Annotated in this window: 14 protein-coding genes; 7 read left to right on the top strand and 7 right to left on the bottom strand. The window is 63.6% G+C overall.

Going from position 1 to position 18,837, the window contains the following annotated elements; translation table 11 throughout:
• Positions 1-58 precede the first annotated feature (58 nt).
• Entirely contained in the window at positions 59-1,483 is a 1,425-nt protein-coding gene (locus PGC08_RS18980) for a D-serine ammonia-lyase (RefSeq protein WP_096146133.1), read from the top strand.
• Here PGC08_RS18980 and PGC08_RS18975 read toward each other — a convergent pair whose 3' ends face one another.
• Positions 1,484-4,750 (bottom strand): hypothetical protein, encoded by a 3,267-nt coding sequence (locus tag PGC08_RS18975; protein ID WP_271709172.1) that lies wholly within the window; start codon positions 4,748-4,750, stop codon positions 1,484-1,486. It abuts the gene before it with no gap.
• Between the two features lie 555 nt (positions 4,751-5,305).
• Here PGC08_RS18975 and PGC08_RS18970 point away from each other — a divergent pair.
• Complete coding sequence (locus PGC08_RS18970) at positions 5,306-5,968, top strand: hypothetical protein (RefSeq protein WP_240513655.1); 663 nt, start codon at positions 5,306-5,308, stop codon at positions 5,966-5,968.
• Between the two features lie 19 nt (positions 5,969-5,987).
• On the opposite strand, the gene PGC08_RS18965 is transcribed toward PGC08_RS18970, so the two are convergent.
• A complete protein-coding gene (locus tag PGC08_RS18965; protein ID WP_096157799.1) occupies positions 5,988-7,361 on the bottom strand; it encodes an APC family permease in 1,374 nt (457 codons plus the stop codon).
• Positions 7,358-8,290 carry an ornithine cyclodeaminase family protein gene (locus PGC08_RS18960; protein WP_101598072.1) on the bottom strand — a complete coding sequence of 311 codons (933 nt, stop codon included), beginning with the start codon at positions 8,288-8,290 and terminating at the stop codon, positions 7,358-7,360. The genes PGC08_RS18965 and PGC08_RS18960 overlap by 4 nt, the downstream gene beginning before the upstream one ends.
• A gap of 235 nt (positions 8,291-8,525) precedes the next feature.
• On the opposite strand from PGC08_RS18960, the gene PGC08_RS18955 reads away from it, so the two are divergent.
• A complete protein-coding gene (locus PGC08_RS18955; RefSeq protein ID WP_096162673.1) occupies positions 8,526-8,912 on the top strand; it encodes a hypothetical protein in 387 nt (128 codons plus the stop codon).
• A gap of 3 nt (positions 8,913-8,915) precedes the next feature.
• Here the strand turns inward: PGC08_RS18955 and PGC08_RS18950 are convergent, their stop codons facing one another.
• Positions 8,916-9,842, bottom strand: a complete 927-nt coding sequence (locus PGC08_RS18950) for a LysR family transcriptional regulator (protein ID WP_271709171.1) — start codon at positions 9,840-9,842, stop codon at positions 8,916-8,918.
• A 136-nt stretch (positions 9,843-9,978) separates the two neighbouring features.
• Here PGC08_RS18950 and PGC08_RS18945 point away from each other — a divergent pair, with 136 nt between their 5' ends.
• The gene (locus PGC08_RS18945) at positions 9,979-11,292 is read left to right on the top strand and encodes an aromatic ring-hydroxylating oxygenase subunit alpha (protein WP_271709170.1); all 1,314 of its coding nucleotides are present in this window, start codon (positions 9,979-9,981) and stop codon (positions 11,290-11,292) included.
• The gene (locus PGC08_RS18940; protein WP_271709169.1) at positions 11,292-12,512 is read left to right on the top strand and encodes a hybrid-cluster NAD(P)-dependent oxidoreductase; all 1,221 of its coding nucleotides are present in this window, start codon (positions 11,292-11,294) and stop codon (positions 12,510-12,512) included. Before PGC08_RS18945 ends, PGC08_RS18940 begins: the two co-directional genes overlap by 1 nt.
• Here PGC08_RS18940 and PGC08_RS18935 read toward each other — a convergent pair whose 3' ends face one another.
• Positions 12,513-13,142 (bottom strand): TetR/AcrR family transcriptional regulator, encoded by a 630-nt coding sequence (locus PGC08_RS18935; protein ID WP_271709168.1) that lies wholly within the window; start codon positions 13,140-13,142, stop codon positions 12,513-12,515. It abuts the gene before it with no gap.
• A 72-nt stretch (positions 13,143-13,214) separates the two neighbouring features.
• Here PGC08_RS18935 and PGC08_RS18930 point away from each other — a divergent pair, with 72 nt between their 5' ends.
• Positions 13,215-14,174, top strand: a complete 960-nt coding sequence (locus tag PGC08_RS18930) for a quinone oxidoreductase family protein (protein ID WP_069601134.1) — start codon at positions 13,215-13,217, stop codon at positions 14,172-14,174.
• Between the two features lie 18 nt (positions 14,175-14,192).
• Here the strand turns inward: PGC08_RS18930 and PGC08_RS18925 are convergent, their stop codons facing one another.
• The gene (locus PGC08_RS18925) at positions 14,193-16,259 is read right to left on the bottom strand and encodes an oxidoreductase (protein WP_271709167.1); all 2,067 of its coding nucleotides are present in this window, start codon (positions 16,257-16,259) and stop codon (positions 14,193-14,195) included.
• Between the two features lie 167 nt (positions 16,260-16,426).
• Here PGC08_RS18925 and PGC08_RS18920 point away from each other — a divergent pair, with 167 nt between their 5' ends.
• Positions 16,427-17,179, top strand: coding sequence for a GntR family transcriptional regulator (locus tag PGC08_RS18920; protein ID WP_226824089.1), 753 nt, complete (start codon positions 16,427-16,429; stop codon positions 17,177-17,179).
• A 126-nt stretch (positions 17,180-17,305) separates the two neighbouring features.
• Here PGC08_RS18920 and PGC08_RS18915 read toward each other — a convergent pair whose 3' ends face one another.
• Positions 17,306-18,826 (bottom strand): MFS transporter, encoded by a 1,521-nt coding sequence (locus PGC08_RS18915; protein WP_271709166.1) that lies wholly within the window; start codon positions 18,824-18,826, stop codon positions 17,306-17,308.
• Between the last annotated feature and the right edge of the window lie 11 nt (positions 18,827-18,837).

The following is an 18,837-nucleotide window of genomic DNA, read 5'->3' as shown; positions in this document are numbered from 1 at the left end:
ACAGATAGGATCAATTCGTTGAGTCCTTCGGCACCGCGCAGAATCGGAGTCTGTTCCCATGACCTCTCAATCACAGCCTGAGATTGAATTCGATGCTGCCGATCCGGTCGTCCGGTCCCTGGCATCCGGCGAACCGACTACCTGGATGCGCAGTGATCTCGACCCCGCAGCCGAGGTGCTTCAGAGTATGGCCGCGAATTTCGACGCCAATGTGGATCGGTCGGCCAGTGGGGACCTCGAAGCCGGTGTGGATCGCCAGGCCGGGGTGGACCCCGACCTCATGGACCGGGCCGCACAGCGTTTCGACCGCTTCGCCCCGTGGTTCGCCGACACGTTCCCAGAGACCGCGGCTGCTGGCGGACTCATTGAGTCACCCCTCGTCCCAGCGGATGTCGTACAAAGAGATCTCAACAACCGCCTCGGCGCCGTGCTGCCCGGCAGGCTGTGGCTCAAGCGCGATGATGCCCTTGCGATCAGCGGATCGATCAAGGCCCGTGGAGGTTTCCACGAGGTCCTCGAATACGCCGAGGCGGTCGCCGCCGAGCGTGGACTGGACCCGAACCAACCCTCCACCTACAGCTCCGAAGAATTTCGTGCGCACGCCGCAACTCACCGGATCGTCGTCGGATCCACCGGGAATCTGGGACTGTCCATCGGCATTCTCAGCGCCGCCTTCGGCTTCGCGGCCTCGGTGCACATGTCGGCCGACGCCCGCGAGTGGAAGAAGGAACTTCTGCGCAGCCACGGTGTCGACGTTATCGAACATGCCGGGGACTTTGTGGCAGCAGTGTCAGCCGGTCGAGCATCCGCCGCCGGCGCTCCACGCACTCACTTCGTCGATGACGAAGACTCGCGTAGTCTCTTCGCCGGGTACGCGGTGGCGGCTCTGCGTCTCAAAGACCAACTTGAGAATGCGCAAGTGATCGTCGACGCCGATCACCCTCTCGTCGTCTACCTGCCCTGCGGGATCGGCGGCGGACCAGGCGGAGTGACCTATGGCCTGAAGCGGGTCTTCGGCGACGATGTGCACTGCATCTTCGTGGAGCCCAGCCAAGCACCCGCAATGTTCCTCGGAGTGAGGACCGGCCTGCACAGCGAGATCTCGGTCCAGGACATCGGGCTGAGCGGAAGCACCGCAGCCGATGGTCTAGCCGTGGCGCGGCCTTCCCGCTTCATCGGTCCGGTGATCAGCCCCCTGATCACCGGATTCGCCACGGTCAGCGACGAGGTCATCAAGGCCGGCGTCGGTGTGCTCCACCAGTCCGAAGGACTCGATGTCGAGCCTTCGGCGACCGCAGGACTGACCGTTCCGTGGCGAACGATGGACCACCTCGGTGATGGTCAAGGTGAAGGGTGGAGTGCTGATGGGCAGGACAATGCCACTCATCTGGTGTGGGTGACGGGCGGTGCCATGGTGCCCACTGCTGATCGCGAACGGTACGTTGCAGAGGGCCTTGACCTATTGCACAGGCACAGCGCCTGATCAGAACCCGTACGGGTCGCCTTCGATGTTGATGACGACCTTGCCGTCGACGATCTCCGCGGTGCCGTCGACCGAGAATGTCACGGTGTCATCGAAGGTCTCCGATTCGTCGAAGTACGAGTCATATTTTCCGGTGAGGAACGCTTCGCCGGTCGACTCTGTCGAGATCGGCCAGGCTGGGCCGCCGTTGGGGCCAGTGGATTCTTCAGGGTCGAAATAGCCTTCGCCCGATGGATCGCCCACGGTGGCCGTCGGATACGAGGAGATTGACCATTTGAGGTTCGTCGCGTCGTAGCTTTCGGCGCTGTAGGAGCCGAACGGGCAGCCGTCGGGTTGGGCGACGGTCTTCTTGGCACAGCTGTCGATGAGGGTCTTGACCTGCTTGTTCACTTCAGTGCGGAATGCGTCGGTGGGCTGGGCCGCGAGCAGCGCCGGCTCGTACCCTTCCGAGTCGCCTTCCTCGGCGAAGAACGCTCGTGTCTCGATCTCGTCTGCAGAAACCAGGTCGGTCTCTTCCGACAGTCCGATGGTGTACATTCCCGGGAAAGCCGGAAGCGCGAGGCCAGATTGGCTGGTCTCGATATCGATGCCGTTGATCTTGACCTTGTTCAGTCCGGGAGTCTCGACGGAGAGGTAGAAGAGCTCGGGCGCCTGCAGCCTCCAGTCGTCGAAGAACAGAGCCTTCTTGCCCGCCTTGTGCAGCGAGAAGTTCGTCGTGCCCTTACTTCCTCCTACGTCGTAGGTCGCGGTCACTGTCGCCGAGTTTCCGTTGATTTCGGCATCTTCGACGGTGACGTCCTTCGGCAGGGCCTTTGCGGCACTCAGGACGTCATTCGTCAGCAGCTGCCTCTGCTCGGAGGGTACGTCGACGTCGGCCATCTTCAAGGCTCCCTCGGCGTCGCCATCGGAGAGTTCGGAGAAGTACTTCTCAACGGCGGCTTCGGGGCTGAACGTGTTCCCGTTGACTTGCGTGACGACGATGAGTGCCGCGATGATCGCGAGAACCGCCGAGCCGCTGATTACGCCGACCAGAGTGGCCTTCTTCTTGTTGAAGGGTTGGGCCGGTGCTGTTCCGGGAGGTGGGGGCGAGCCAGCCACGGCATAGGCGCCGTTCGGGGAGCCGCCTGGGTGAGCAGGCATCGGATAGGTGGCGCCTGAGCTCGGGTAAGAGCCGGGATCTGCATGAGTCGGGGCGCCAGATTGCGGGACATTTGCATAGCCCGCAGAATCTGTTCCGGGAGTCGCGGCTGAACCCGGGGTTGGGGCAGACGGTCCTGGCTGAGCGCCAAACGCCGCACCTGCTGCACCGGCACCAGCTGCACCAGCAGCAGCGCCAGCGCCGGCAGCTGTCATACCGACTCCGGGGCCACGTCCAGCGACGGCATCTGGATGGATGAGGGGATGGCGCGGTTCGCTCATGCCCAGAGCCTGGCCCCAGTGCGGGTGGACGGCCCGTCCAGCGAAGAATTTCGCGATGGCTGGAATGGTCAGGACAAGCCGCGGGCCGAGGGTCCTCGACAGAACCTCGATGACAACGCCCCAGAGGGCGAAGAGGAGGAACGACCAGGCCAGAGGGCCGACGCCAGCGCGGGCGGTGCCGAACCCATCGAACATCGAGGCAGCTGCGGCAGATCCCTCGAGGTGGATGCGGAGGGGGACCGCCAGGACGGAAAGCAGTCCCCAGATGGCACAGAACGCCAAGGGAATCTTCCACGCGGTGGCCCATTGCTGCTTGTCCTCGCCGGGGATCGTCCAATAGGGACGGCGAGTCACGGTGGCGACAAGAGTTGCGACGAGAATGGCTGCGACGACCGCAAGCAGTCCGATCCACAGCTGCCCGGGTGCCTCACGGCTGAAGATAGTCAGTGATTCCGAGAACCCGCCGGAGTCGTAACCCATCATGTCGCCCTGGGCCGAGGCGCTGACTCCGCCGAGGTGGACAAGCAGGGTGAGGATCAGGCCCACGTTGATGAAGAGCGCTGGGATCGTCTGCCAGGGCATGTCGAAGGACAGCGGAATGATGAAGATTGCGACGACTGACAGGGCGAGTGTGGCCACGATGAGGTGGGTCCACGTCACGAGAATCGGCGGGACGAGCCACCGTAGGAAGGGGGCGCCGATGGCCTCGCTGCCCTTGAAGTGCCCGGCGATCCTTGCACAGATGCTGGTGATGAAGACGGCGAGCAGCGGCAGGAAGAAGGAACGGACGGTCACGGCGGAGAATTCGAGATCGATCATGCCGCCGCTTTCCGTGATGGAGAAGCGCGCCGCAAAGATCAGTTGGAGAAGAAGCAGGACGAGAGCCATGGACAAGGTCGTGATCCCGATGCGGATCCAGGTGACTCCGCGATTGGGTGACGGTGACTTCAACTCGCTGCGCTTCGTGAACCACCACAGCACACCGATGACGATGATGGTGATGAGCAGCGGTGCTCCCGAGGCGAAGAAGCTGCCCGACGCCTGCCCCATGTCTCCTGCCTGCACGCTGAAGCGGAAGACAGCCGAACCGAATAGGGACATTGCCAGCAGGACGAAGGGCAGCGCATAGCTGATTCCGTCGGTGTTGAAGCCGATCTCTTCAGCGAGAGCGGTGAAATCGCTCATCGAGGTGAGCAGCGCCGAGACGATGATCGAGACAATGATTCCGGCGAGCAGCGCCAGCCCCGGCGGGATCAGGGCGCTGCGCCATGTGGCCCCCTGTCCGAATGCCGACAGGTACTTCGCCGCAGACGGAGACATCTGGGACTGCGGGTACTGGGGAGGCTGCGGATAGGGAACTCCCTGAGGGCGACCGCCGAGGTGGCCGCCGGGCTGACTGCCCATGTGCCCACCTGGCTGGTTTCCCGGGTATCCACCTGGCTGGCTGCCGGGGTATCCACCTGGCTGGTTTCCCTGATACCCATTCGGCTGACTGCCCGAGTGAGAGTAGTACGAGTTCGGGTGGGGCGAACCCGTCCTCGGCTGTGGTGATCCGGCCTGCGGTTCTGAGCCATAGAGGTGGGACTGCTGCTGGTTGTTCTGGTTCCATCCGGGTGCGAATCGCGCTGTGGAATCAAGGTCGTCACTTTTCGAACCGGCCGTAGATCCGGAGGCAACAGTAGGTTCGGAGCCAGTGGCAGAAGCGTCCGCGTCTGACCCGGCCGCGGGAGAGGATTCGGGCTTCTTCGGGACGGGCGAATTCTCCGTGCTCTTCGGCTCCGTAGCGGGAGGGCTGCTCGACTCTTCCGCGGCTCCGTTGTCTTTGGCGTCGTGAGATGAGTCGCTCATGTCAGGTCCTTCATCCGGGTGGGTCTGCAGCGGTGCAGGCGAGGGGTCTGTAGATGGATATAAGTCAATGTGCGACTTTATATTCATTTTGTAGTGGCAATCCTATATTAGGATTGTGGCACCATCGAAGTTGTCTAAATTGACTTATTTCGCAAAGAAAGATCGAGAGTCGCTGATGAGTGAGAATCCCCCTCCGCCCGGGAGTGGCCGCGACCTGAGTGGAACGGCAACGGGCACCAAGGACACGGCTCGAATCCTCCGCAGCAGCAGCCAAATACAGGGTGGAATCAGCAGTCGGATTCAGGGTGGAACCAACAGGCTAATACCGGCTGGGGGCAGCCAGAACAGCCGTCAGACAACGGCTGGGGTCAGCCGAACGAGCATGCCGGAAATGGTTGGGGTAATGGCCCTGCCGCGACTCCCGTGCCTCCTCCCGCGACCCCATACCCCAGGCCGAAGCGCCCACAGAGTGAATCCGTTTCGGCGCAGGCCCCGCAAGACCAATATCAACAGCCCCCGCAGCAACAGCAGTACCCGCAGCAACCGCAGGCGCCGGTGCAGAACCCCAATGCCCAGTATGGCCAGGGGCCCTATGCCGCCGCACAGACAGGGAAGCCGCGCAGTCGGAAGGGGCTCATCGCGCTGGGCGTAGTTCTCATCGTGGTCGTCGCCCTCGGAATCGGGTGGGGCGCAGCGACTCTGTTCGGCAATGACTCCGACGGTGACACGGTTGCGGCACCGGCCTCATCGGATGCGAAGACCCCGGGAGGTGAGGCCTCGTCGAGTCAGGGTCCCTCAGAGAGTCCCGAACCCTCGGAGTCACCATCACTGTCGAATGACCCCGCGAAGGCTCTCGATCAGCTGATCGAAGGTGACAGACCCAGCGTCAAAGCCGACCTCAACGGGAAGTGGGTGCCGCAGCTGAGCTCGAAGAAGCTGGACCTGGAGGCCGAGGGGAAAGTCTGGAAGGAAAAGGACATTCTCGCCGAACACCAAGAGCTGCGGGAAGAGTATCCCCGCGTGCAGCTGGTGTGGTCTGGCGACTTCGCCAGCTTCAAAGAAGACAACTTCTGGGTCACCGTTGTGGGAATCGGATACGACGACCCCGAGGAGGCGCTGTCCTGGTGTTCGTCACACGGACTGGGAGCCGACTACTGCTATGCCAAGCAGCTCAACACCTCGGGTGGGATCGACGGCACAACCCGGCTCCAGGACTGAGGTCAGCAGTCTGACCCAGTCACACTCGTCGGCGGTTGCGCACCAGATACACGACGAGGCCGATGGCCAACCACACCGCACCGATGATCAGTGCCAGAGGATTCGCGCTGACTAAGACGATGGCGAGCAGGATGGCGCCGATGATCGGAATCGCCCCGTGTGTGAACCAGCTCGGGGTCTCAGAACCCTTGCGCTTGACGAGGAAATAGCCGACCACTGAGGCCTGGACGAAGATGAAGGCGCTCAGCGCGCCGACATTGACGATGGACGTGAGCTGGTCGAGTCCGTCCGCACGGGTCGTGGCCCAACCGGCAACGATGACGTTGCCGACAGCGGCGACGAGGATTCCCTTCCACGGAACACCGGTGCGCGGCGAGACTTGGCTCAGGAACTTCGGCACCTGGCCTTTGCGCCCCATGTCCATGAGGATGCGGGAGCCGGCGGCCTGTCCGATCATGGCCGAGAATGCCGCACCGACGGCCTTGGCCAGGGCCAGCAGCCAGTGGACCCATGTCCCGAGGGTGGCATCGACGGCATCGTAGTAGGCGGCACCCTCCAACTCGGGATTGGCCTGCAGCTCGGCAGGGGAGACCGGCGAGAGCAGGCTGCCGACCCAGGTCTGCGCCACGAAGAAGACCCCGGCGAGAATCAGGCACACCAGGGTGGCGCGTCCGACGATCTTCGGCCCGCCTTTGGCCTCCTCGGCGAAGGTCGCCAGAGAGTCGAAGCCGAGATAGGACAGGACGGCCACAGACACCGCAGCCAGTACAGCAGTGATCGAGAACGCGCCCACGCCGGTCAGTGGGGACAGCCAATCACGGCTGGGTCCATTGGCGGCCAGGAAGATGATGCCGAGCACGAGGACCAGCCCGAGAACGAGCACTTCGATGACGACCACGAGCGTGATCACCCGTGAGGCGATCTTCACGCCCGCGAGGTTGAGCCCGGTGGTGAGGATGACGGCGATGCCGGTGAACAGCCACACGGGAATGCTCGGGAAGATCGAGTTCAGAGCGATGCCCGTGAACAGGTACGCCACGGACGGGATGAACAGATAGTCGAGGAGGATCATCCATCCGGCTGTGAATCCCGCACGCGGCCCGATGCCCGCCGAGGCGTAGGCGAAGACGGTCCCTGCCCGCGGAATCTCTCGCGACATCCGCATATAGCTGACCGCGGTGAACGACATGACGATCGTGGCCACGACATAGACGAGCGCAACTGCCCCGCCCGAGTTGGCGTCGAGCGTGCCGAAGACACCGACAGCAGCCGCCGGCCCGATGAATACCAGACCGATGAACACCAGTTCGGTCAATCCGATGCTGCGGTGAAGCTCACCTGACTTCCCCGTGGCTCCCTTGGCTCCTGTGGCTCCTTCGGTGGAGGAGCTCATGCTTTGCCGACCAGCTTCGTGGCCACAGCCAGGTCCTCCCATGACATGCCGGATCCCTTGAAGATCACCGTCTGGTCCGCATCGGTGCTGACCTCGCCATTGCTGAACTGCTTCATCGTCACGAGCGAATCCGCGTTCAGTGCGCCGTCGGAGATCGCGAGGATGACGTCGCCGCACTCCCGCAGAACGGTGCTGAGGTCTTCAACGATCACCAGCGCCGAGGTGAAGAGTTCGGCTGGCAGCTCACGTGAATGGGGATCGTGGGAGCCACAGGCCATGACCACGGCACCGGGCTTGACGAGATCCGCTGAGAACAGGGGCTCGCTGGCGGTGGTGGCGGTGACGATGATGTCGGCGGCGCGCAGTGCTGCCTCCACCTCGGCGGTCTGTGCCTGCAGCACCGTGCCGCGGTCACGGACATCGGCCGTGACCTGGTCGGGAGAGCGGACGACGAAGGTGACATCTGCGAGCTCGACGGTGAGGACATCGGCGATCGTGTCGGCATGCCCGGTCCCCTGCGGTCCGGCGCCGAAGATCACGACATTGACCGGCTGTGTGAACCTGTTCAGTGCGGGCTCGATCGCGGCCAAGGACACAGCAGGCGTGCGCAGAGTCGTCAGAGCGGCACCATCGATGACGGTCCGTAGTTCGAGGGTGGCGCTGTTGTACATGAGGTACTGGGCCATGATCCGTGGGAGGCCACGTTCGGGGTTGCCGACGGAGACGCCGGCGAGTTTGACCCCGACCCAGTCGCCGATCTCCGAGGGCATGAAGATCATGTTCCCGGCGGAGATGTCGCTGATCGTGCGGGGGATGTCGTCGGCGGGATCGAAATCGCCCGCGAGTGCCTCTCGCAGGGAAGCAACAGCCTCGCTGGGGGTGAGTGCGGCGAAGACAGCTTCGGCATCGAGGTTCTTCACTTCGTCCATCAGTGTGCACATCCTTCGTGATTCGGCCTGGGAGCTGGCCTCTTGTCTTCGACCTTATGCCACCTCCGGTCGGCGTGTGAATGCTCTTCGGAATGCGAAAGTCCGGGTGAGCGCGTCACCGTCTGGTCACATGAGCACAGCTGCCCAGCGCCGAGGCGCGGATAGGATGGAGAGCCATAGTGGTCAAAGGACAATTGCAAGAGACCAGCTCCTGGGGCGAAGGGCGAATGTGACGATGGCTCAGCAGAATTTCGGAATGCCGCAGCAACCGGTGCCGCAGCAACCGATGCCACAGCACCCGATGTCGCCGAACGCTGCTCCGCAGTACCCCATGCCGCGGCTGCCCTCGGTGGTTCCGGGGATCCTGCTCATTGTGGCGGGAGCCCTCGGTGTGCTGCTGGCGATCGGAATCATCATGATTCCCGGCGTGCTGTTCCTGTTCGGTGGCGGTGGCAACGTCGACGCCTTCAATGACTTCGCCTCCGGTTTCGTCATCACCGCAGTCATCGTGGGCGTCGTGTCCCTGGCGGCGCTGGCCACCGGAATCGTCCTCACGGTCCGCACCGCGAAGAAGCGTCGTCGCATCAGGCATGCGGCCATGGGCTGGCCGATGTACCGGTGAAGTTCAGACGTCGCGCTGAGCCACCGAGGCTGCGACCTCGTGGAGGATCTCGAGCGCGGCGGCGATGATCGGCTGGCCTGCAGATCCGCTTCGCACCCCGGTGAGGATCTTCCGGGAAGGAACCGGATCGCCGCGCAAGGGTACGCGAGCCACATCGTAGCCCTCGGGCAATCTGGCCAGGCGGGGGATGAGTGCCACACCCAGTCCGGCCGAGACCAGGGCTGCCCCGGTCTCCCACTCCCGCGACTGATGGGCGTTCTCGGGGAAGAACCCGGCTGCCGCGCACGCTGTTCGCACCAGCCGGTAGTAGGGCGAACCAGGGCGGTCGAGGATCCAACTCTCCTCAGCCGCTTCACTCAATGACACCGCGGAGCGAGTCGCGAGCCGATGATCGCTGCGGACGAGTAGATCGAGCCGGTCGCTGACAAGCGCATTCTGCTCGAATCGGATGTCGCTGCGCGGCGGCAGTGGGTCTGTGGCCACGACGACGGCGATATCGGCCTGCTCGGTGACGAGGAGTTCGAAGCACTCCTCTGGTTCGGCCTCGATGATGGTGACCTGCGAATCGGGGAAAAGCTCGTTCACCCTCTCCGCAGTCGGTGGCAGCAGCGCCGCCGCAGCCGTTGAGAAGCCGCACAGGCGCAGGCGCCTCTGCCGCAGGGGGCTGCCCGCATCGGCCTCGGCGAGTTCGCCGCGAATCTCCTCCCACCGGGTGAAGAGCTCCTGCGTCCGTTCGAGCAGGAGCTGGCCCACGGGAGTGAGGATGAGGCCTCTTCCTCGCTGTTCGAGGATAGACAGACCGAGGTCCTTGGACAGGGATCGCAGCTGATGAGACACGGCGGAAGGGGTATAGCCGAGGCGGCGCGCGGCCTCGGTGAGAGTCCCAACTTCGGCGAGGACTCGAAGCACCTGGAGACGCTGATCGATCATGTAATATTATTGCACGATCGAATGGAAAAAGATTCGCTTTTCTTCGCAGGTCTTCCGGCGGACACTGGCCTTAAGCAATAACAGCAGCAACAACAGCAGCATCAGCTACAGCAATCGCAGCGAGGCGGTGACACCGATGACTTTGGCACCTGAAGTCGATCCCCGGACAGACAACCCTGACAACCCCGACCGGCTCATCGACGAGCGTCGGCCCGGGTACTGTTTGGATGCCCCGTTCTACCTCTCCGAGGAGTTCTTCCGCCGCGACATCGACGCCGTGTTCGCCTCGACGTGGATCTTCGCAGCAGCAGCCGCCGAGGTGCCAGAGTCCGGCGATTTCGTCACCATCGACATCGGCGACTATTCGGTCATCATCATCCGCGATGACGATGAGAACATCCGCGCCCACCACAACGTCTGCCGGCACCGCGGCGCTCGCCTCCTGTCCGAGGCCAATGGGTCCGTGGGCAACATCGTGTGCAGCTACCACCAGTGGACCTACTCGCCCGAGGGCGACCTCATGTCAGCAGGTGTCCAAGCACCAGGATTCGATCGCACCTGCTTCTCCCTGCGCTCGGTCAACGTCCGCGTCGTTGCGGGACTTGTCTTCATCTGCCTTGCCCAGAATCCACCCGAGGACTTCGCCGAGGTGGCCGAGCGGATCGCGCCCTACATCGAACCGCACGCCCTGGACAAGACCAAGGTCGCAGCCCAGGTCGACCTCATCGAGCATTCCAACTGGAAGCTCGTGATGGAGAACAACCGCGAGTGCTATCACTGCGAGGCCGGGCACCCGGAGCTGACCTGCACGTTCTTCCCGACCTATGGCTACGCCCCAGAGGAGATTCCGAAGCGACTCAAGCCTGCCTACCAGCGCTACCTCGACGCCGAGGAGAGACTGCGGGTCAACAGCGAACGCAACAACCTGCCCACGCAGCTCATCGCAGAGCTCAGCGGCCGAGCTACCGGCTTCCGGATCGAACGGGCCGCCCTCGACGGCAAAGGTGAGTCGTACACGATGGACGGATCGGCCGCCTCGGCGAAACTCCTCGGTGAACTCGATACCCCTGAACTGGGGCGACTATCGATGCACACCCAACCCAACGCCTGGTTCCACTTCATGGGAGACCACGCGGTCACCTTCTCCCTCATCCCCCTGGGGCCGGACACCACGCGGGTGCGCTCGACCTGGCTGGTCCATGAGGATGCGGTCGAAGGCGTCGACTATGACGTTGAGAACCTCACGACTGTGTGGGTGAAGACGAACGAGCAGGATGCGGCCCTGTGCGCGAAGGCCCACCGTGGGATCTCGTCGCCGGCCTACGTTCCGGGACCCTATGCGCCCACGGAGAGCGACCTCGAGGAGTTCTGCACCTGGTACATCGAACGGCTGCAGGCTCACAGGGCGCAGACCGACGTGCGGCAGGCTGGCCAGGGAGGACAGAGCTGATGACGATCTACCAGGAGACACTGAACGCCGACTTTGACGCGGCAGCTCCCGGCTATGCTGCGACAGCTCCCGATGCCGACGCGGAACTGACCGGGATGGTCGAATGCGTGTCCATCACCGAGGTCACGCATAACGTGAAGAGCTTCGAACTCTTCGCGCCCTGGATGGCCAGGATCGACTTCGAGCCGGGGCAGTACGTGACGGTGCGCATTCCCGAACTCGAGCGTGAACGCTGCTATTCGATCGCCTCGGCGCCGTTCGGGACGAACACATTCACGCTGACCATCAAGCGCGTGGACGGCGGCGCGGTCTCGACCTACTTACACGATGTGCTCAAGGTCGGCGACCGCATCCACGTCGACGGACCCTACGGCCTGTTCAGCACCAGTTTCCACCCGGCCGAAAAGCACCTGTTCGTCTCGGGCGGCTCGGGCATCTCCCCGATCATGTCGATGGTCCGGTCCCTGCTGGCCAGGCAGGCCGGGACGCCGACCGACATCGTGCTCATCCACAATGCGGCCACTCCGTCCGACATCATCTTCCGACCTGAACTCGAGCAGCTTGCCGAGGTTCCCGGAGTGAGTGTGGTGACGATGTGCTCCCGGGATTCCGCTGCTGAGGTGGGAGAGTCCGATTCCGAAGTGAGAGAGGCCCAGGTGTGGGCTGGTCGTCGGGGCCGCATCACCAGAGATACCCTCGCCGAGGTGGTTCCCGAGTTGGCAGATCGCGAGACCTTCGTCTGTGGTCCCGCCGACTACATGGCCGCGGTCCGGATCATGCTCGACGAGCTCGGCGTGCTCGGCTCTCGGGTCCACGAGGAGTCCTTCGTGTTCGCGACGACCCCGGCCGAGCGGCTGGCGCGGAAGGAACGCGTAGCCGAAGCAGTGGGTGCACCAGTGTCAGGGGCCAGTTCGGCTTCGCAAGCAGCTGAGGGCGTCTGCAGCGGCTCGGCGCTGGCGAGTTTCGGCATCGAGTTCACTACCAGCGGCAAACACGTCGACTGCGATCCTGAGACCACAGTGCTCGACGCAGCCGTCGAAGCCGGAATGGTCTTCCCCTCCTCCTGTGAAGAGGGAATGTGTGGAACCTGCAAGTCGGTCCTGGTCAGCGGCGAGGTCGAGATGAACCACGCCGGCGGGATCCGGCCCAAGGAGATCGCGGCCGGGAAGTTCCTGCCCTGCTGCTCGACCCCCTTGAGCGACCTCGTCGTGGAGCGGTGATCAGCTGTCTGCGATGCTGATGACGATCCCCTGTACGCGGGGGATGAGATCCTCGAGATCGTGTCCTTCGATGCGAAGCCACTGCTCCAACTGAGCGGCCGAAAGCACGGACATGACCGCCTCGGCGCGCAGCTGCGCATCGTCTGCTCGGACTTCTTCGATGAGGATCTCGACGTGGCGGCGCCAGAAGGGATAGCCCACTCGGTCGAATCGTCCGCGCGGACTTGAGTCCTCGGTGAGGAGGACGAGATCGAGGTTGCTCGAGACATGCCTGATATATGCCTCGGCGAAGGCCGCCAGTCGCTCGCTGCCGGGCGCACCCGGACCCAGCGGCGGCGGTCCCTGCAGCATCCGCGCGTGCATATCCCGCACCCGATCGTCGAGCAGCGCCGAGGCGATTCCAGCTTTGTCGGTGAAGTTCCGGTAGAGAGTGCCCTTGCCGACCTGTGCTCGCCTGGCCAACTCGTCCATGGTCAGTCCAGCCATGCCCTCGTCGGCGAGCAGCTGTGCCGCAGAGTCGAGGATGCGACGCCGATTCCGCTGAGCGTCGGCGCGCAGCGGCTGTTCTGGAGCCGCAATGGGAAGAAGGGCTCTTCCGAAAGCGGACTGCGTTCCGGTATGCTCGCTCATATACGGACTATAGTCCGGATAGGTATCCGGACGAAAGCTCCGCGGGCAGACATCGATTTCGAGGAGGCAACGATGACATTCATCAAGGTTGAACAACACGGCGGTCCAGAGGCTTACGTGCAGGTGGACAACGAGGAACTGGTACCCGCTGAGGGGCAGATTCTCGTCGAGCTGAGCGTCTCGGGAGTGAACTTCCTCGACGTGGTCCAGCGTCGCAAGGCCCTGCCCACGCCTTTTCGTGCCGGAGTCGAAGGCGTCGGCACGGTCGTGTCCACCGGCGACGGTATCTCAGGTTTCGAGGTCGGTTCGCGCGTCGGTTGGATGGCTGGTGGGCAGGGAAGCTTCTCCCAGTTCGCTCTCGTACAGGCGGCCAAGGCAGTTCCATTGCCCGACGACATCGACGATGAGACCGCGGTTGCCGCTCTCATGCAGGGCATCACCGCTCACTACCTGACCACGGACACCCATCCGGTCACATCCGGTGATGTCGTGCTCATCCACGCGGCGGCGGGCGGGCTCGGCCAGCTGCTCACGCAGGTGGCGGTGCTCAAGGGAGCCACAGTGATCGGCACGACCTCCTCTGCGGAGAAGGCCGAAATCGCCCGGGCGAACGGCGCGAGCCATGTCTTCGGCTACGGAGACTTCGCGGAGAAGACCCTGGAAGTCACGGACGGTATCGGCGCCTCCGTCATCTACGACGGCGTCGGCAAGACCACCTTCGACGATGATCTCAAAGCCGTGCGCACCCGCGGCACGATCGTCGTCGTCGGCAACGCCAGCGGTCCGGTCGACCCGGTCGACGTCAACACGCTCAACACCTCGGGCTCGCTCTTCCTCACCCGCCCCACCGTCGCCGACCACGTCCGCACCGCAGATGAGATCCGCGGCAGGACAGAGGAGATCTTCGCCTGGATACGCAACGGAGACCTCAAGGTGAGCATTGGCGCCCGCTATCCCATCGCCGAGGTGGTCGATGCGTTCACCGCACTCGAATCCCGTGCGACGACCGGAAAGATCGTGCTCGAGCACTGAGCTCTCGCGTGTGGCCGCTCAGAGCCCCATCCCCACACGCAGTCCTTCGAGGACGGCGGCGTGGACATTGCGGGAGGCGACGGAATCTCCGATCCGATAGAGCGCGAAGGGAGCGCTCGCCTCGGCGGTGGTGGACGGGTTTGAGCCGATTCGATGGGCGGGCTGGGGTTGACCATGAATCCAGGAATCGATGTCGATCTCACCGTGATTGCTCGAGTGCGGCTTGAGCGCGAAGTAGACGTCGTCGTTGGGTGTCGTCCCGAAATCGACGACCACAGCGTCGGTCTCAAGCTCGGTCTCGATGCCCGAGTAGTCATTGCGCAGGCGTGCGGTGACCAGTTTGCCGTTGATCTTCGGCTTCGCTGCGAGCCTTTCGCCGAGGTGTACCTTGACGCCGAATTCGGAGAACACCTGCAGGTAGGCAGGGGAGTTCATTGATCCGACGTCGACGCCGATGGTGCGTTCGGGGCTGACGTAGGTGACTTCTTGGCCATTGCGAGCCAGGTGTTCGACGGCGTCGAGTGCCGGGTAGAAGCCGTGATCGTCGAAGACGAGGACCCGGGACTTATTGCGCAGGCAGTCGTTCATGACGTCCCAGACGTCGAACGACGGACCCTGCTCGCGGAAGGGGTAGCTGGAGTCGGGGACGCCTCCGGCGGCGATGATGACGACGTCGGGGGACAGCGCGAGGATGTCGTCCTCCTCGGCGAAGGTGTCGAGTCTGATGTCGACGCCGTGCTTCTTGCACTGCTGCGCTCGCCAGTCGATGATGCCGATGAGGTCACGGCGGCGCTGCGAGCGGGCGGCGATTCTCACCTGACCACCCACCGCTTCGTCGGCTTCGAGCACGGTCACCCGATGCCCTCGCACGGCCGCCACTCGTGCGGCCTCGAGACCTGCGGGACCGGCGCCGACGATGACGACGTGTTTGGGACCTGACTCGACGTCGCGAGTGACTTCCTGGGGCAGATCGGCTTCGCGTCCGCTCGCGGGATTGTGGATGCAGGTCGCGGCGCCTGAGGTGTAGATGCTGTCGAGGCACATGTTCGCGCCCACGCAGGGGCGGATATCGTCCTCCCGCTTTTCCTCGATCTTCTTTACCAGGTAGGGGTCGGCCAGCTGCGCCCGGGTCATGCCCACGAGGTCGAGGCAGCCGTCCTCGATCGCGAAGCGGGCTGTGGGTGCATCGGCAATCCGTGCGGCGTGGAGGACGGGGATGTCGATGGCTTGCCGGACGCGACGGCAGGTCTCGAGCCAGGGTGCCGAGGGGGTGCCCATGCCTGGGATCGCCTCGGCGAGTTCCTTGTCGGAGCTGATGCTTCCGACGTTGAGGTTGAGGAAGTCGACGCCGTGGGCGGCATACTCCTTGAGCACCTCGATGGAGGCCTCCTCGGTGATCCCGTCTTCGAGCTGTTCGAGCACGGACATGCGAACGCCGAGGGCGAGCCCGTCCGAGGCTCCGCGCATGGCATCGATGATCTGGAGCGGGAAGCGCATCCGGGCTGCCAGGTCCCCGTTGTACTCGTCCTCGCGCTCATTGAATCGCGAGGCGAAGAAGTAGTCGACGAGGTGGCCGGTGTGCAGGAATTCGAGGCCGTCGAAGCCCGCGGCCTTGACTCGAGCTGTCGCTGCGGCGAAATCGTCGACCACCCGCTCGATGTCGAACTCTTCCATGGCCTTCGTAAAGGACCGGTGGGTGGGTTCGCGGTGGCGGCTGGCGGAGATCAGCGGCAGCCAGTCGGCGGTGAAGTTGGAGTTGCGCGGGCCCAGATGGGTGAGTTGGATCATCACTGCCGTGCCCTCGGCATGGCAGTCATCGGCGATGGCGGCCAACCAGGGAATCACCTCGTCGGTGGAGAGGTCGACATTGCCGAAGGCGGCGGGGGAGTCCTTGGACACGATGGCCGATCCGGCCGTCATCGTCAGTCCGACTCCGCCGCGTGCCTTCTCCCGGTGATAGAGGCGGTAGCGGTCTTTGGGCATTCCGAGCTCGGTGTAGGCCGGCTCATGCGCGGTGGAGACGATGCGGTTCTTGAGCTGAACCGGACCCAGAGTGAACGGCTGGAGCAGGGGGTCGAGGGACAAGGTTCCTCCTTCTTCGCAGGAACGACAGTGGCCGCTTCGCGGCGACCACGCTGTGGTGTCGACGAGCTCAATTCGACTTGATCGAAATGAGAGTAGTCGATAACCGATTACTTCACTCAATCGTGAGTCGTCGTGGTTATGCTGTCAATAGTCATCGAAGGAGAATTTTGGTCACCAGCGAATCAGCAGCACCTGAAGCGAAGGGCCCGGCCTCGGGCAGTCGTGCATTGGGAGGCCACGCGTCGGGCAGTCGCGCGTCGCTCCCAGCTCGACCTGAGACGGCCCCGACGCTGCGGGAGCACGCGCTCATCGTCATTCGCCATGCGATCACGACCGGTGACCTCGACGAGGACACGATCTATTCGGCGGCAGGACTGGCCAAGCAGCTGGGCATGTCCCTGAGCCCAGTCAGAGAGGCCATGATGTCTCTCGTCGCCGAGGGGACAGTCGAGGCCGTGCCCAACCGCGGATTCCGCCTGGTGCCGGTCACGCGAGAGGACCTGGAGGAGATCATCCGCATCCGCGCCCTGCTCGCCGGACCTGCGGTCGACGCGCTGTGTGCACGGGCCAGTGAGGATCCGGCGGCGAGTGAGGCCGCCCTCGGCGATCTTCGCACGCACGCCGAGGCCGCTTTGGCAGCGGCGCACGAGGACGACACGATCGGCTTCATGACTGCCGATCGACTCTTCCACGAGCATCTGCTCGAGCACGGTCTTGGCCGCCGGGCAGCCGACATCAGTCTGCGGTTGCGTGACCAGTCGCGAGTCTTCGCGGCCCACTCGATCGCCGCCATCGTCGACGCTGAATCGGCACAGCAGATCGTCGACCTCGTCGGGCTCATCGAAGCCGGCCGGTCGGCCGAGGCGCAGGCCCTGGTCATCGACAATCTCTTCTACTTCAGGCGGACCGAGAACCTCTAGCTACCCACTGAGGTCGGGGAAGCGAACTGGACTGGGAGGTGCACGACGAAGCGGTCGCCCCCACGGATGGGAGCGACCGCCTCGGCGATGGTCAGGACTGTTCGGCGGTCCTGTTGCGACTGCGGATCACACCTTCACCACCGGGATCGGCATGGTGTCCGGGTCGAGGTCCGGATTGTCATCTTGGGTGCGAACGAGCTCGACCGCTTCCTCGTGTGTAGCGACTGTCGGGAACGATCCGAGCAGCGGCCTGTGCGCTGATTCCTTCATCAGGAGCACCGCCACGAAAGCGATGACCGAGAAAAACATGATGTAGAACGCGGGCATGTACGAGTTGCCGGTGAGGTCGATGAGCGCCTGGCTGAACAGCGGCGTGGTGCCGCCGAACAGGGAGACTCCGATGTTGAAGGTCAGGCCCATAGCGCCATAGCGTGAAGCCGTCGGGAACAGCGCCGGCAGCGTCGATGCGAGGCAGGCGATGTAGAAGCCGGCTGGCAGGGCGACCATGAACAGTGCGATGACGACGGCCCACATCTCGCCGATCTGCATGACTGCGAAGGCAGGGACCATGAGAACGATCGTCAGTCCCGCAGCAATGAGGAAGACTTTCTTGCGGCCGATCTTGTCGGAAAGGCGCCCGATCAGAGGCAGGCACAGGGACATCACGATGAGCACCGGAATTGTCGCCACGGCCGCTTGGACGTTCGAGACCTTGACTGTCTCCTCGAGATAGGTCGGCATGAAGCTGGTGAGGGCGTAGCCCACCGTCTGTGAACCGGCGACGATGGCGATGCCGATGAGGATCTCTTTCCAGAAGTGACGGACGACGCCGATGAGGCCGTGGCGAGCGTACTTGTCGTCCTTGACCTTCACATCGAGGCCCTCGGCCACGTTGGCTTCGAAGCTGGGTGTCTCGGGGATCTTGAGTCGGAACCAGATGGCGACGGCACCGAGGGGGATCGCGATGAGGAACGGGATCCTCCAACCGCCGTCGACCATAGCGTTCTCTCCGGCGACGCTCGTAGAAATGACGGTGGTGATGGCGACGGTGCCTGCACCGGCTGCGAAGCCGAGGTAGGAGCCGACGTCGAGCCAGGAAGCCCAGAACCCACGTGACTTGTCAGGAGCGAATTCGGAGACGTAGGTGGTCGCACCGGCGTACTCGCCGCCGGTTGAGAATCCCTGGATCATCTTGAGCAGGTAGAGAGGAATGATCACCCACAAGCCGATCTGAGCCGCGGTGGGCAAGACGCCGATGAGCGCGGTAGCGGTGGCCATCGTGGCCATGGTGAAGAAGAGGACCTTCTGGCGACCGATCTTGTCACCCAGCGGCCCGAGGACCATGCCGCCGAGAGGACGGACGAGGAAGGAGACCGCGAAGCCGAACAGAGTGACGAGGAGACCCATCTGCCGGTCCATACCTTCGGTGAAGACCGTGGTCATGGTGACTGCCAGGTAACCGTAGACACCGAAGTCGAACCATTCCATGAAGTTGCCGACTGTGGTGCCGCCGATTGCCGTGCGAATGGATTTCTTCTCGATCACGATGCAGTGGTCGGCCTCCAAGCGCTTCTTCTTGAGTGCCTTCCGCTCCCTGCGGGGCAGCTTCGTCCCATCTGGAATCGGGTTTGCTTGGCCTTCTGACATCAGTGGTTCCT

The organism is Brevibacterium sp. BDJS002, assembly GCF_028201555.1.
Taxonomy (GTDB): domain Bacteria; phylum Actinomycetota; class Actinomycetes; order Actinomycetales; family Brevibacteriaceae; genus Brevibacterium; species Brevibacterium aurantiacum.
This window is presented reverse-complemented; position numbering and strand designations above follow the sequence as displayed.